Annotated in this window: 10 protein-coding genes and 2 pseudogenes; 4 read left to right on the top strand and 8 right to left on the bottom strand. The window is 40.0% G+C overall.

All coding sequences use genetic code 11. The annotated features are described in order from the left end of the window. The first annotated feature begins 202 nt into the window (after positions 1-202). Positions 203-1,522, top strand: coding sequence for a short-chain fatty acid transporter (locus IQ457_RS08135; RefSeq protein ID WP_200662767.1), 1,320 nt, complete (start codon positions 203-205; stop codon positions 1,520-1,522). Between the two features lie 248 nt (positions 1,523-1,770). Beyond that, entirely contained in the window at positions 1,771-2,475 is a 705-nt protein-coding gene (locus IQ457_RS08130) for a DarT1-associated NADAR antitoxin family protein (protein ID WP_200662837.1), read from the top strand. Positions 2,476-2,611: 136 nt separating this feature from the next. Here the strand turns inward: IQ457_RS08130 and IQ457_RS08125 are convergent, their stop codons facing one another. Beyond that, a complete protein-coding gene (locus IQ457_RS08125; protein ID WP_200662766.1) occupies positions 2,612-3,607 on the bottom strand; it encodes a diaminopimelate dehydrogenase in 996 nt (331 codons plus the stop codon). 415 nt (positions 3,608-4,022) lie between these two features. Between IQ457_RS08125 and rluF the strand changes: the two genes are divergently transcribed. Then, positions 4,023-5,015: a 23S rRNA pseudouridine(2604) synthase RluF gene (gene rluF, locus IQ457_RS08120; protein WP_191692121.1), complete on the top strand. Its 993-nt coding sequence runs from the start codon at positions 4,023-4,025 to the stop codon at positions 5,013-5,015. Between the two features lie 110 nt (positions 5,016-5,125). Further along, complete coding sequence (gene ppiC, locus IQ457_RS08115; protein WP_191692123.1) at positions 5,126-5,404, top strand: peptidylprolyl isomerase PpiC; 279 nt, start codon at positions 5,126-5,128, stop codon at positions 5,402-5,404. Between the two features lie 130 nt (positions 5,405-5,534). Here the strand turns inward: ppiC and IQ457_RS08110 are convergent, their stop codons facing one another. From IQ457_RS08110 to IQ457_RS08080, 7 genes and pseudogenes are all read right to left on the bottom strand, one after another. Further along, on the bottom strand, positions 5,535-6,170 hold the full coding sequence (locus IQ457_RS08110) for a methyltransferase domain-containing protein (RefSeq protein ID WP_200662765.1): 636 nt from the start codon (positions 6,168-6,170) through the stop codon (positions 5,535-5,537). 23 nt (positions 6,171-6,193) lie between these two features. Next, a complete protein-coding gene (locus tag IQ457_RS08105; protein WP_200662764.1) occupies positions 6,194-6,946 on the bottom strand; it encodes an HNH endonuclease domain-containing protein in 753 nt (250 codons plus the stop codon). A gap of 105 nt (positions 6,947-7,051) precedes the next feature. After that, a pseudogene (locus IQ457_RS08100) lies at positions 7,052-8,333 on the bottom strand (IS256 family transposase). Between the two features lie 321 nt (positions 8,334-8,654). Further along, positions 8,655-11,012: a tetratricopeptide repeat protein gene (locus IQ457_RS08095; protein WP_200662763.1), complete on the bottom strand. Its 2,358-nt coding sequence runs from the start codon at positions 11,010-11,012 to the stop codon at positions 8,655-8,657. An 8-nt stretch (positions 11,013-11,020) separates the two neighbouring features. Next, complete coding sequence (locus tag IQ457_RS08090; protein WP_200662762.1) at positions 11,021-13,954, bottom strand: nuclease-related domain-containing protein; 2,934 nt, start codon at positions 13,952-13,954, stop codon at positions 11,021-11,023. Between the two features lie 224 nt (positions 13,955-14,178). Then, positions 14,179-15,404, bottom strand: a pseudogene (locus tag IQ457_RS08085) (IS3 family transposase). Positions 15,405-16,159: 755 nt separating this feature from the next. Beyond that, positions 16,160-16,358: hypothetical protein (locus IQ457_RS08080; protein WP_200662761.1), on the bottom strand; the 199-nt coding region annotated here is incomplete at its 5' end.

The raw sequence follows: 16,358 nt of genomic DNA, 5'->3' as shown, positions 1-16,358 counted from the left end.
GCTTTTCCTATCTTTCCTTCTTGCATCATGCATTTTATTTCCATTCTTACTGATTAATAAGCAAGATACGGTGCTCTATCGTAGCGCTTATGGCGTGCCGTTAATATTATTGATAGTCATTCAAACACCCTAAAAAAATAGAAATGAGGTAACATTAGGCTTAGGAAAGACGTGCAATTGTAAATAAAAAAGGAGTTTAAAAATGAAAGGGATTACACGCTTCTCAAACAGCTTAATGGAGAAATATTTACCCGATCCATTTTTGTTTGTCATTATCTTGACCCTGGTTATTTTTGCCATGGGCTTGGGTCTGACCGATTCCTCACCGATACAGATGGTGGCGTTTTGGGGCGAAGGATTTTGGGCGTTACTGGCGTTTTCGATGCAAATGGTGTTGGTGTTGGTCACAGGTTATGTATTGGCCAGTAGCCCGATATTTAAAAAAGCGCTGGGCAAACTGGCCAGCTTTGCAAAGTCGCCCAGTAGCGCGATTATATTGGTCACCTTGGTATCCCTTGCCGCTAGCTGGATAAACTGGGGCTTTGGCTTAGTGATTGGCGCGTTATTCGCAAAAGAGTTGGCCAAACGGGTCGAAAATGTGGATTACCGTTTGCTGATTGCCAGTGCGTATTCTGGTTTTATCATTTGGCATGCAGGTTTCTCTGGCTCGATTCCGTTATCCATTGCAACAGAAGGCCATCCCTTCGTCGATAAAATTGGGGTGATTCCAACGAGTGCTACCATTTTTGCGAGCTATAACTTAATTATCGTCGCGGCATTGGTCATTATCGTGCCGTTATTAAACCGTCTGATGATGCCGAAAAAAGAAGATACGATTACGGTAGATCCAAAACTTCTTGTAGATCCTATCGTTGAAGCGCTTCCAGCAAAGTCAGAGATGACCCCAGCGGAGCGCTTAGAGAATAGTTGGATTTTATCCATGGTCATCGGCTTATTGGGTATTGCCTTTATCGTTTATTATTTTGTCCAAAACGGCTTTGCTCTAACGCTCGACTTGGTGAATTTCATGTTTTTATTCCTTGGGATTATATTCCATGGAACGCCGCGTAAGTATTTGATTGCCATACAAGAAGCGATCAAAGGGGCGGGCGGAATTATCGTCCAATTCCCGTTTTATGCGGGGATTATGGGTATGATGACGGCTTCTGGTTTAGCCGGAGTGATGTCAGAAGCGTTTGTCAACGTTTCGACAGTGGATACGCTCCCGCTTTATGCTTTTTTAAGCGCAGGACTGGTTAACTTTTTCGTCCCCTCAGGTGGCGGACAATGGGCCGTGCAAGCGCCAATTATGTTAGAGGCGGCGGAGATGCTCGGTAGTGATCCAGCCAAAGTTGCGATGGCGGTAGCGTGGGGTGACGCTTGGACAAATATGATTCAACCGTTTTGGGCGTTGCCTGCCTTGGCAATCGCTGGACTCAAAGCCAAGGATATCATGGGTTTTTGTGTCATTGTGCTGATTGTCAGCGGTGTTGTGATTGGGCTGGGGTTGTTGTTTTTATAACTAAGATTGTAAGTGATGGCCTTACCTAGTTTATAGGCAAGGCTTTTTTTTGAAAAACAAAAACGCCTCACACAAAAAACAATATCGCCCCATGAAATGCGCACTCTAATGGGGTATCATAGCTATCCTAAAATTAAATGAATCGCTTAAAGCAGCATTGATAAAGCAGCATATCAATTCTCTTAACCAAATATTTATACCAGACCATTGATATAAGGCGTATTGCCATGCAACAAAAACAGAATCCTATGGAACAAACGCCAAACGCGGTAGAGCACCAACCGGTCTTTATGCCTAGAGTCAATAGTGACAATTTGGTCAAAACGGACATGGTAAGGTTTGAGCGCCACGTGGGGTTTGCCAGCAGACAAAAGAAAAAATCCATCAATGATATGCATCAAGTCATTCGCAAAAAATATGGCTTTAACCATATCTTAGAGCTGTCTAGCAAATCTGGCAATAAACTGAGTTTCCCGCTCAGTCCATTAAGCTTAAAAATTACCAATGAGCATGACGGTCAAGCCTATAGTGTCGAAAATGCTTTGCAAGCCAGTAAAGTATTCGAGCACGGTGGGCCGTATCCTGACTTACTGACCGTCGCACCAAGACAGGCCAAAAAAGACGAGCGTTTAACAACCTCTGGTGAGCTGATTGGCTATGACTATTTTGGCATGGAGTGGAGTCTTGAGCCATTGACTGCGTTTTATGATTGGCTGTATGTCAATGCGCTCAAGCAAAATCCTCAGCTACATGAGGAGGTTATGCAGTATCAGGCCTTTACCGATCGTGAGTTTAATCCCAAAAAATCTATCCATTGTGCGGCCTATTCGCTAGCGATGTTTGTCGCGCTCAATAAACGTGGATTGCTTGATGGCGTCGAAGACCCGATTGTATTTTATGATTTATACCATGACTTTAAAGTCAGTAATACGGCTAAACTTCTGGAAAAATAGTCTGCTGTGATGGGTGTTTTTAATTAAGTTACTAAGTATAAAGAAAGTTAAGCATAAAAAAGCACCGAGCTTGCATGGCTTGGTGCTTTTTGTTTTTAGCGTGGAGATTTTTTTATTTCTAATTCATAGCCAGTACTTACAGCAACTCTTTACGCAGCTGGGCAGGCGTTTTAGGCGATAACAAGCTAGGCGCGACATCGAGGACGGTTTTTGCGCCATTCTCTCCTGCTTGATTCATTTTATAAGCAGCGCGGGCATAAGCCACGAGCACGCTGGCGGTAAATTCAGGGTTGCTGCCAAGCTTTAACGAAAACTCTAACACTTGGTTGTTTTGCGCATTATCCATACCGCTTACGCCACTGCGAATAACGAATCCACCATGCGGCATTTTTTGATGGTCACGCTCAAACGTCTGCTCGTCAATAAAGTGCACTGTGGTATCGTAGTCGGCAAAGTAATCTGGCATGGTGACGATGGTGTTACGTACGCTATCGCTATCGGCGCCATCAGCGAGCACGATATAGCATTCACGGGTATGTTTCTCGCGGGTGCTTAGCGTTGGCTGCTCGCCATTGCGTACTTTTTCCATCGCAGATTCTGAGGGAATGGTATATTGCACGCCTGATTTGACGCCGTCGACGCGGCGTACTGCATCTGAATGTCCTTGGCTTAAGCCTTTGCCCCAAAAGGTGTAGGTTTCGCCGACCGGTAAAATGGCTTCGCCGTATAAGCGGTTGATAGAAAATAAACCGGGATCCCAACCGACCGATAACATGGCGACTTTATTGGCTTTTTTGGCAGGCGTATCAAGCGCGGCAAAGTACTCAGGGATTTTGGCATGAGTATCAAAACTGTCGACGATATTAAACAAACCAGCAAGCGCTGGGCCTTGCTCAGGCAAATCCGACTTAGAGCCGCCACACAATATCAGCACGTCTATGTCGTCTTTATATTGGTCAATATCGTCCATCGCGTAAACGGGCACACTGTCGTCAATCAGGGTGACGGAGGCAGGGTCGCGGCGGCTGAATACACAAACCAGCTGCATGTCTGGGCTTTGCTTAATGGCGGCTTGCGCACCGCGGCCAAGGTTGCCGTAACCGGCGATGGCGACTCTAATTATTGATGTCATTATGATTAGCCTTACGTTGATGAAGCGGACAGTCCGTTACTGCTAAAGTGATACGTAACAAGTAACAATGCTATGCAATTCATACTTACTGAGAAGTAAAGTATGCGCAGTAATCTGCCCTGTAATGAATAACTGATTGCTAGAAATGGCATCTATTTTAGAGGATTATTTCTACAAGTGATAGGGCGCGGTCATACTAAATTTCAGATGAGGTTAAGTATGGACTTTACATGATATGACTGCCTCAATGAGTCGCTAAGTTGTTTTTAGTAATGATAAACAGGTTTGGGTTCATCTCTCTTAAAATAGCTACTGAATTTCCTATATAATGTCAGCTATCTCGTTATTGATTATTCATTCAATTCAGTCTTTTTCTTAGTACAAAAAGCTTTTTATTAGGTGAAAATGGCACTTTATGTTTAACACTTCCTCGACTCGTTTAAATAAATATATTAGCGAAAGCGGTATTTGCTCTCGGCGCGACGCTGACCGTTTTATTGAACAAGGTAACGTGTACGTCAATGGCAAACGTGCTCAAGTAGGTGCGCAAGTGGTTGCTGGAGATACGGTAAAAGTTAACGGGCAACTCATTGAGCCACGAGAAGCAGACGATTTCATTTTTATTGCGTTGAACAAACCAGTCGGGATTGTGAGCACCACAGAAAGCTCTGAGAAAAACAATATCGTTGATTTTGTTGGACATAGCGACCGTATTTTCCCGATTGGGCGTCTGGATAAAGATTCTCAAGGTTTAATCTTTTTAACGAGCAATGGCGATTTGGTTAATAAGGTGTTGCGTGCGGGTAATAACCATGAAAAAGATTATGTGGTGACAGTCAATAAGCCGATAACCGATAGTTTTATTGAAGGTCTAGCAGGTGGCGTACCTATTTTGGGGAGAATGACGAAAAAGTGCCCGGTGACTAAGGTAGCACCTACCGTGTTTAATATTACGCTAGTACAGGGATTAAACCGTCAAATTCGCCGTATGTGTGAGCATTTTGGCTATGAAGTCGTAAAGCTTGAACGCACACGGATTATGAATGTGAGTCTAAAGGGTATTCCCGTTGGAGACTGGCGAGATTTAACCCCAAAAGAGTTGTCCGTTTTACTGAAATCTATAGAAGACTCTTCTTCAGAAGACAATACTGCGGCTAAGAAATCACGTAAGTCGCCACGAAGAAAACCGCGTACTGATACCTCATCAAAATCAAAAGAGTCGTCAAAACCAGCGGGCGCAGCAAAGCACAATGCTAAACACCCCAAAGATGGCGCTAGAAAACCAGCGGGTTCTAAAGGTAAGCGTCCTTTCGGGGATAACAAGAAGTCTGGGGGCAATGGCAAACCTGCGGCCAATGGTAAACGTCCTTCAAAAGGTCGAGGTTCTTCGCGGTCCTCAAAACGATAGGCCAGTAGGTAATGACTTTTGATGCAGTAGAGCAGTTAAGTTAGGTTAGTCACCAAACTCAGTAGTGATATAATGCCGCGATAATCGATATTTTATAAAGGGTTTACATTATGGCTCGTACCGCTAGCGCCTTACACATTTTAGTAAAAGACAAAGAACTGGCTGATGACATTATGGCCAAACTTAAAAAAGGTACGCAGTTTGACGTGCTGGCTAAGAAACACTCAACTTGCCCATCAGGTAAAAAAGGCGGCAACTTAGGTGAGTTTAAAAAAGGTCAAATGGTGCCAGCATTTGATAAAGTTTGCTTTAACAGCGAACTTTTTACCCCGCATTTAGTGAAAACCAAATTTGGCTGGCATGTGGTTAAAGTGCTTTATAGAACGTAAGCGTTAGGCTTTTTATTTAATGATACAGACAATAGATGTTACCTAAAAAGCCAGACAACTTAAGCGGTCTGGCTTTTCTTATGATTCACACCATGTTTTACCAAGTTGTCTTAGCATCATTTTAAGTTTGTCATTGCTTGATCATAATATTAAACCACTTTTCATTTCTATCTACTCTTTGATCATCAGTAAGCCAAATCTTATCTTTAAATTCATGGTTGGTTTTTTGCTTGATAGCTTCCCAGCGTTCTTCATTCATATCGCAAAAAAAGCGGCTGTCTTTCACGTACTCATCATCGCCATATTTAAACGATCCGTAAAAAACGCCATCGTCTGTCAGTATGTGTAGTAACCCATCTATTAATTCAGGCAGCGCATCATAAGCCACATGAAGCAATGAAGCGCATGCCCAAATAGCGGTAAATCGACGCTGCCAGTTTTTTTGGATAATGCCTTGAAAAGTAGCGCAATGCCACTCAATCGCATCTTGATAGTCCATACGTTTTTGAGCAGCTGCTTTTGCAAGGTCAAGTAATGCCGCGCTGCTATCAACAGAAGTAACATTGAAGCCTAAACTGGCAAAATGCATACTGTCACGACCTGAACCGCAGCCTAAGTCCATTATATTTTGCTTGCTTTTTAATCTAACAGGAAGATTAGCTATAAAGGGTCGATATAGCAGACGCATATTCACATCGATGGTTTGTTCAACGAATGAGTGTGCATGGCTGTTATAAAAGGCTAGGGTATTGGATTGGTTTATCATAGGTTATACATCGCTGATTATTATCAGAACAGACTACAGCCTTGTTGTTTAGGTTGCCAAACATGAATCAAACGTTCTTTTGAGAAGTTAAAAGACTTTTGCAAAAACTGTTGGCGTGTCTTTTCATTTTTCCCCGTTTGATTGATTAAAGTCTCACGTAATGGGTGGTGACTGCCAATCAAATATTCGTTGCGTGTGTGCAGTCTTTTTAATAATTCAATATTAGGGACTTGAGCAGATTTACCGTCTATACCACGGTTACAATCGGAGCAAGCAAGCACTAGATTCCAAACGCCATCGACATTAACCGGACGACAGCAACCAGCGCTTGCTACTTGAGGTTTTAAAGTATGTGGAAAGAAGTGGTCAACGTCTGCTAGCATCGAGTCATTAGAGGCAATGCTGATTTCTGTAAAGCAATAAAAGCATCTGCTCTTTTGATAACCGTTCAATGCACCTCTTGAACTGGTGATATCGATGCGACGATGTTTAGTATCTTGGGTAAATAGCTGCTTGGTATCTTGGTCAAATTCAACTGCAATCAAATTTTTATTTAAATTAAGCTCCCACGCTTTTTCTACCAAATTCCAACGTGATTCTGTCTCAAAATTGAGGTTTTCAGCCGAGTGATCAAACACATAGAATAATTTAAACAAGTTATCTGTCAGACGTATTCCTTTATTATGTTTGCGCTCATCAATAAAAAACGCTTCATCAATCACATCATAAAACCGTTCTTGCACCGCTTTGGTATTGACCACATGAAATGCGTCCAAAACGTATTTAAATCCTTCTTTATTCGTAATATCAATAAGTTCATCTTTGCTAATCTGTTGATGGTTGAATTGAGGAGACCATCCCGAATTCTGTGTAACTGCGATTTAGATTAAATGTCTGCTGATACGATCATCAAACATAATCATAAAGCGATTGAGCGCCGCCGTCCAGTTTCGAATCGGCATTGACCACCTTGACGACGCCTGCTGAGTTGCCAAATAAACCACCTTGAACGCCGCTTGATCAGACGGGAACACTTTACGCTTATTCACTGCTGTCCGAATGACGCTGTTTAGCGACTCAATGGCATTGGTGGTATAAATCGCTTTTCTGATGTCTTTTGGGTAGTTAAAGAACACCGTTAAGCCCTCCCAGTTATTGCGCCAAGACTTAACCACGTGAGGATATGCGCCGCCCCAGAGCTCATCGAAGTGCTCAAGATTGGCCTCTGCAAGCTCAAGCGTATCCGCGCCGTAGATGGCTTTTAATCCAGCAGCAACCGCTTTTTTATCCTTCCATGGGACAAACTTCATTGAATAGCGCAGCATATGAACAATGCAAAGCTGAACCTGAGCATTTGGATAGACGGTGTTAATGGCATCAGGAAAGCCTTTTAAGCCATCAACGCAGGCAATCAGAATGTCCTGAACGCCGCGGTTTTGCAGCTCTGTGAGAACCCCAAGCCAGAACTTAGCGCCTTCACTTTCTGACAGCCACATGCCTAAAAGCTCTTTTTTACCTTCAAGTCCCACACCTAGCGCTAGGTAGATGGCTTTGTTGATGATTTGCTTGTCTTGGCGAACTTTGACGACAATGCAGTCTAAATAGACGATAGGATAAACACTGCTCAGCGGCCGGTTCTGCCAAGCGGTGATGTCGTTTAAGATATTATCGGTGACTCTTGAAACCAATGTACTTGAGATATCGACATCGTAGAGCTCTTTGATGCTCTCTACAATCTCGGTAGTGGTTTGACCTTTGGCGTATGAGCGAGGATCAGCAAGTGTCTGGGAGACACTTGCCCGAAGCGCAAGACGTAAGGCTATGCCTGTAGTGGAATATGATCTTGTCATCAAGACCTGAGGTACGACTTTGATGCTTACGCACTAACGCAGGTTCAAAGTCACCATGACGGTCTCTTGGCGTTGAGATTTCAAGATCGCCGCTGTCACTTTGGAGTCTCTTTTTCGTGTGACCGTTACGTTTATTGGGCTTGTCTGCTTTCTCGTGCTTGGCATAGCCTAGATGCTCTTCCATTTCAGCTTCTAGAGCGGTGTCGATAAAAGATTGCATGAGCTGCTTTTGAAAGTCTTTGATGTCATCAAAGCTGGTCATGCTGCTAGCCATTTGCTCAGCCAGTTTTTTAAGGTCGGTTTGCTTAGTCATTGCTTATTCTCCTGTTAGGGGATTATAAGCAGTTACACAAAGTTTGGGAAAGGCTCAGAAACTCAAACGGTAATTAAAAATAGCTGAAGAGGAACGAGGGATGCTAAAAAAGGCCACAGCGTACTTCGCGAAAAATAGTTAGTGAAGTATGACTATTCAGTTCTAGTAAGATGGCTTTTAGTCTAGTCCAGTATTCATCTTTGAGTATGGTTCGGGGCATAGCGAACGTCTAATCTTTGGGTGTGAGAACCTAAAGATTAGACGTTCGCTATTTTTTGTCATCATTTTATTCTCAATGTTCAACACGCTCTACTGATTTGTCTAAACTTTCTCTATCTCAATGGTGTTCCATTTACCTTCTTTTAGCAGCACTAGAATTTTAACGTCTTGGTCGTGCGTAATACCTGCCTCTTTGATTACCCTGCTTGGGATATGATAATCTTCTAAAAAAGCAAAGTTTGGATTAGTGATATCCACATCTGTTCCTTGGGCTTGATCGTAGCTTAGTGTCCTGCCATCTTTTTTATATTTAAGCCTGACTTCACCGTAAACACTCTTGACGATAGCGTTGTTGGTTTTATTGGTATCAGTCGCATCAAGCACTTTTGCCATCTTTTTCTTGAACTTAGTGTTGTAGTGCATGAAATATTTGATGGCAATACACTTACCGACTTTAGGCTCAATATTGGAATTTGCAAATAGGATATTACCGTTTATAGCCTCGCTGTGATGATAGTGGAATAGCTCTCTATTCTGATTAACACCGTCAATGACTGCGATAGCTTCCATCGCATTACCAATAATGTCTTTATAGGTAGTATCTGACTTTTCAACCAAGACTGCAGTATGACGTTCCTTGGCTTTATCGTAGTAAACCTTGCATTTGATTACATCGTTAATCTTGGTGTTTCTTAGTGCTTTAAATCGACGACTTTTAATGACTATCTCAATATCTTGTAAGTTACTCACCGCAATCATTTCATCGCTCTTGTCGTTCTTGGTACTTGTCCAAGCCTGAAACACTAGGAAGTCTTGCCACGCAATATCTTTGTAGATATAACTCTCAGCAAGCTCAGTATTTTTTCTATAGTAATTTCTGTCGTAATCCAAAGCGGTTACTTCGGACAAGCCAGGCATCAATTTATTAAATTCTTGCGATACCTTCCATTCTTTGACTTTCCGATGGCTCTCATAGGTTTCTAATTCCCTTTTTGCCTCACCTAAACTCTGCTGATTGATAAACAGCATCGCTAAGTTCAGCCTAATGTCACCCAGAAAATCCTCCTTGGGTTGTTTGCTCACCGCCATACAAAGCATGGATATCGCAAGTTTTGGCTCACTTGCCTGCAATAATTTAGCGAGTTCATGCCAAGCATAAGCCTGATCGTTAAGGCTTAATAGAATATCTTTATATAATTGAATGGCTTTATCGGTTTCACCCATTTTGATTAAGAACATAGCGTAGTTTCTTAACGCCCAAATATCTTTATCATAATGAATAGATGCTTTCTCAAATAGTGGCTGCATCCAGCGTATCTCGTTTGGGTTTTTATTGTCCTTAATTGACTCAACCAACTTACTTAGTACTTTTTCAACCAATGATTTAGTAGGTTTGTCGTTATATACACCTCTAACCCAATCTTCTCTCTGAAAGTTTTGTACACCCCATCGCTGTAGGAAACTAGGGAATCGCCATGCTTGAGTTTCAACCATTGTTCTTTCGGCTAACCCAAGTATGTCCGAATGCCATTTACCTGAGCCATAGCCTGAGTAGTTACTGACATAACCATCTAAGATATTCCACAAGTCATGCAACCGATTTTCTTTATTGGCATTGATAGCCAACCAAAAAACACTTTCACGGTAACTGTCTATCAACGATATGTTGTGTGGTATCTTTATTCGCCTATCAAGATCGTTGAAGTCAATAACAGAGGGCGAGTTGACTAATTCCTTGCCAAGCCGTTCTAAGAGTGCAGCCGTCACCTTTCCTTGGTACTCACTTGGTCTTACATCTTCTTGACTAAGATAAGCAGGATTCCAACTTAAGAAATACCTGTAAATATCAATACCCTGATGTGAGCGACTGTAGTACATCACAAACGCAAGTATCTGAGAGTGCAGCATACTTGGTCTTTCAGACTGAAGGTTGTTATATTCAAATAGTATTCTTTTAACTTCAATAGATGAGATGGATTCGGACTCGTTCTTTAAATAGCGGTAGATAGCCCATCCATACGCATCATGATGCGCCTGAAAAAGATTAGTATTATTTTTAAAAATTTGACGAAATTGATTTAGGGCACTTAAATAATTACCATTTTTACTTAATGCACTCGCTTTTTCAATCTCACTATTTACGGGCGCTAGCCTAGGTTGTAAGTATTTAATCTGTGTTTCAAGCACTTCATCTTGAATTTTTAGAGATATTAATTGGTTGAAAAAAGCTATCGCATTTTGTAGATTCTTATTAATTTCTATTTTAATGATATCCACTAAGACCCAAGCCATGGCTCTTTTATTCCACTCATCATCTTTATCAGAATTTAATAAAGAGGTTGCAAGATTGTAAGCTTCTTGTAGCTTACCTTCTTTTCTAAGAGCAAATACTTTCTTACTATCCATGCCATCAGACTGATATGCTGACTGCTTGAATACTGATTTTACGCTACGAGCCATTTTAAATCCTAAATTTTAAAAGAATGTAATGCTGTGACAATTGTATTTTTAATATCTTGATCAGAGCTAGTTATTATATTTATTTTGGAAAACAGACCGTCGCCATCGTAATTAAACTCAACACCAACAAAAGACTCGGCGTTAGCAATTTTTATAATGTCTTTATAGCTAGTTGAGTTTATCCAATGAATAGAGTATCCGTACTCATTTAGCTTTGTATTTAACAGCTTATAGCAATGAGATCTCCAACCTAGATTGAGGAGATCAAAATCCTTCAAACCCTCATAATTTAATAAAAGATCATTAATTTTTTTATTTAAGTCTGCTGAGTTGCCAGTAGGATCTTGATGTTTAATAACCCCTTTCTTATTGTACCAAAATACTATTTTCGAACTATTAATACCATCTGTAATTTGAAATACTTCTTGATAGTTGTTATGAGTAACTGAGGTAATATCTAATTTCTCAGAGTTTACTAGCTTCTCGACAAACCTATACAGCTGAACTATTATTGATTTAAATTCATTATCATTAAGAGATAATTCATCAGGCTCAACTACCTCAATTGAATCATCAATAATTAGATAGGGTAGAGCATGAGCCTGTGTATCAGCTCTATCTACTATGTCTGCTTTATAAAAAGGTGTAATAGTGGTGAAGTTGATTAAGGTTATTTTATTATTTGAACGAGTTAAACCAGAATATAGCCAACTAAAATATGCTTCATTTACTATTCCTCGATTAGCTGGATTAGTATCAAATAAGATGTGTTGCCATTTATAAGATAGTGACTTATGCACAGTCATACACCAGCCAAATCGTAAAAATGCACAGTTCAAATATTTAAAATAATCACTAGAGCTATCTGCGGCTAATTTATTTGAGATATAGAGCTTATGAATATTATTATATTTGCTCTCAATTTTTCTTAGTTCAATGTTTTCTTTATCAAGTTTAGTTTTGACGCGTTCCTTATTTTCTAAGGCTGTTTCTAGTTTTGCCACACTATTTTTCTGCGTACGGTATTCTTCTGAGGCAAGCATTTTAAGCTCAGCTTTTGACCCTTTGAAAGGGTTATGCTTTATATAATCGTTTAATTTGATATTCACTAAGATAGTAAGCGCTAGTTTCTCTTCATCGAGCAGCTCATCTTCACGATAATTTTCAAGAGAATAAACGCTAAATATTTGCCCTGAGTCGCAGTGTCTGAGGTGAAGCTCTCTAAATTTTAGCGTGACTGGTGTCTTGTTTTTAATAGGTACAATTTCCGTTTTAATGCTGTCTATATCATCAACCCAAGCAAAATCCCCATTAAAAACTCTTTTGTTCTGATTTGGAGTCTCACCCAATATTGGCGCGTTAAAGTTATTATTAATAAGTAGCAGGTCATCAATAGCAAGATCAGAACCATTGTTTAAAATTGATTTTTTGATCCAACCATTAACTTGATGGCAAGCTTTATTACTATAACTTAATATTTTAAAGTTACTATCGAGGTTCTCCTTAATGAGTCCAACAAGCTTATCCTTGTATGAAACCTCTTTTTTATTTAAAAGACTTACACCATCAGAATTATCAATGGTCAGGTTATTAAAACTTTGTGAGTCTATGCTTGATACTAAGTCTTTAATAATAAGGTTTCCCGCATAAATATCTTGAGATAATGGCATCTTAAATATTTGAGGTCTAAAGCCATAGTGAGGTTCATAGAAATCTACATTGAGAGAGGACTCATCTTTACTACCTGAGCTAATGTGATATGTATCACCAATAAATATTACTTTACGATTTGATTCGCTAAGTTTAAGAAACTCTATAAAGTCTGCTAATAATCTACCCGAACCAAATTGCTTATTAAAAGATTGAGAAAAGCTATTTGAAATTAAGTGTGCTTCTTCTACTATGTAAAGAGTATTATCGTCATCATGACACTCTTTAATAGGAACGACTTCTAGGAATGTGATGTCATTGTCATCTGTATTATCAGCATCACTTGTAACCTTTTTGCTTTTTCCGCCGTATATGTAGCTATACAAGCTATTGAAATCATCACAGTCTCCAAGTAAATTTTTGATAACCTTATAGGTGGGGGCTAGATATTCAACTTGTGGGAAACCGGATTTAAATGCTAGTTCTTTTATAAAGTTGGTAAGGTAAGATTTACCACTGAATACAGGGCCTTGAAGTATTAGTACATTTTCTTCCTTATCATTTAAAAATTGTTTTGCTATATCTAGAGCTTGAATCTGGCTAGGTAAAAGCGTAGAGCTATCAATTTCAGTTTGTTCTGTGATGGGAGTTTCTGCAGTAGGATCGTCATAGGATTCTGTTAGAGAAAAAGGCTCAGCTTTGAATATATCTTTGAAAATTTCAAATGCTTCTTTATCAAGATCTACTTCTTCATCAATTACGTCAATAATATCTTTAATGATTTCTAGGTAGTTTTCTTTGTGGGCAATGAAAAAGTCGATCTCATCTTTAGGAGGGATGTTGCCATTAAGGACGATAGGGTTATGAAAGCAGACAATTTTTTTGGTATGTGAAGGATTAAAGCGTTTACCTAAGTCGGTCTTAAGTTTGCTGTTATGATAAACCCAAGTGAGAGCTTTTTTTTGTTGGAATAGTTGCTTGTATGGATTGATATGACTGCCACCCTTAATCGTATCATTTGACTTATTAGTCCAGGCTTCTGTTGCAAATGAATCAGATTCTGGAAGTTTTATAGTCCCTCCAAAGTTTTTAAAATCTATGATGCAGACTGTATTTTTTACGACTAAGAGCGCATCAATCTGTAGGTTCTCAGAATGAGCGCAAACAGAGTTGCCAATAAGTACACCATTCAAACCATATCTTTCAAAGAGCATTGACAGGTTTTGGGCAAACTCTCTAAAAAAAGTGTTCTCATAACTTCTGACCGATAAACCTCTACGAACTTCTAACATTTTTCTTCCTTAAAAATAGCAAGTTCACACATAGAAACTATAATGGCAACTTAAAACTCTCTCATGTAGCGCAACAATAAATAAGCACTTTCAGGTCGTTTTATCAGACTTGCTATTTAACCTAGAGATATTAATAAAGAGCTGTAGTAGGGCAAAGAGAACAAAAAAATAGATATCTTGACCCCTGCCGTCAAATCCGTACAGTTAAACTTGGGAGATTTTAATTACGCAGCCTGACGATAATAATCAAACCACACCTGTCTTGGCGATTTATAGCCCAAGCCCTTTTGAAGCCTCGTCTGGTTGTAGTACAGCTCGATATATCTAATGATATCGTTGATGGCTGTAAATCTGGTTTTATAATCTTTATGATATATCAGCTCATTCTTCAATGTACCCCAGAAGCTTTCTATCGGCGCATTGTCATAACAGTTGCCTTTAGCGCTCATTGAGCCTGTAAATTGATGCTGCTTAATGATCTTGTGGTAGGCATGGCTGCAATACTGGCTGCCTCTGTCAGAGTGGACTATTAGCCCTTTGGCAGGTCGTTTGTTCTTGATTGCCATAGTGAGTGCACGGCAAACTAAATCAGCAGTCATGCGTTTATTAATGGCGTAACCGACAAGCTCTTTAGTGTATAAGTCTTTAACGCCTGCTAAATACAGCCAGCCCTCTTTTGTCCAGATGTAGGTGATGTCACTGACCCAAGCTTGATTCGGTCTTTGCATATCAAACTGCTGATTTAATACGTTGTCATAGACCAGCTTATTGTGATTAGAGTCAGTGGTGACTTTAAAGCGCTTGTGGCGACGGCATCTAATGCCGTGCTGCTCTTTAATACTTCTAACCATATATAGGCTAATATCACGCCCTTGCTCTATCAGCTTTGCGTGCAGTCGCTCATAGCCGTAGCGCTCACAAGCTTCACTGTGCGCAGCTTTAACCAGTAACTCGCACTGATTACGATGTATCTGCTGCTCGCTTAAGTCACGACTTAGCCAATCGTAGTAGCTTGAGGGCTTAACGCTCAATACACGGCACATAGTAGTGACGCTAAATATCTGCTGATTGTCTTTAATAAAGGCGTACTTTACGGGCTGTTTTTCGCGAAGTACGCCGTCGCCTCATTCGAGCATAGCTCTCATCTTGCGTCGGGGCGAAGCAGTGCTTCGCTTTATCCCTCCTCATTTAAGATCTCGCGCTCCTCTTCAGCCACTTTGAGCTGACGCTTGAGCTGCTTTATTTCTTGAAGAGCACTCATAAGCTCAGGATCATATTGCTCAGTCCCTTCAAGCTTGCCTTGATTGGCTTTATTATGCCAGTTTGATAAGGTTTGCATGGCGATGCCAAGCTGCTTTGCAGTCGCTGAGATATTGCCGTTATTATCTGCTATCTTCTTGACGGCTTCTGCTTTAAATTCTGTGCTGTAAGTTCTCATTTTCTTGGTCATGGTAAACTCTTATTATTGTGCTTAGTTTACCAAGTTTACTTATACGGTTTCTTCAGCATAGCTCATCTATTATTGTTACTTCTTAGATCGTATGGCGTTACCTATAATGGTTTGTTCCATAGTCAGACCATTACTGAGGATACCTTCAATATCAGGAACAGATAAGTTTTTAAGTATACAATCCGTACCCACTGGGGTACGAGCAATTACTAACTCGAAGGTACGTGGGTATTCACCCTTCTTATTATGATACCTAAGTGTCAAACCGTTCTGACTGGCCATATCACGCATGTAGCCCCAATCACGTTTGATATTACCGTCGGTATATCTTTTACTCATTATTGTTAGCCCTTGAAATCCCGTAGGATTAGGTTTGTGGAAGTTAATAGTGTGATTGTATTTTGGTTTGCTTAATTCTATGCTTAAAATTACCCGTTAAATTGCTGAGAGTCTTTGAGTGCGCGACTGCGACATCTGCTATCCTGACATATATATACTATTTCATCAAATATATTGATAACATAATAATGGCGCTTGAATTATTCCTCAGTACTGTGCAGGTTAGCTAGACTCCATAGTCGTTTTCATTACTTTCGATAAAGTAGACTTTAACCTTATTGGTTATGCTCAAATAGGCAGTGTCTAAATGCTAGATAGTACCTTATAGTCTGAGAATAGCTCTGTTCACAGGATTGGTTAACTTTGATTGAGCTTATAGTAAGGCTTCCGTAAGAGGTTTAATAACCAATATATTATTAGCTATCTAAATCTATACTATTAGGAATTACTATAAGTCCAAAGCCTTCATAGTCATTATCTTTTTGAATAACTGTTTTATCAGCTAAATTTTTACCAAAAGCTTTTTTAAACTTACGTTTAATAGTTGATAGTAAGTTTGAAAAGTAGTCATAATCTACATTATGAACCGCCCCGACTTTATCGGAGGCTGATTTA

It is taken from the genome of Psychrobacter sp. M9-54-1, assembly GCF_016613355.1.
GTDB lineage: Bacteria > Pseudomonadota > Gammaproteobacteria > Pseudomonadales > Moraxellaceae > Psychrobacter > Psychrobacter faecalis.
This window is presented reverse-complemented; position numbering and strand designations above follow the sequence as displayed.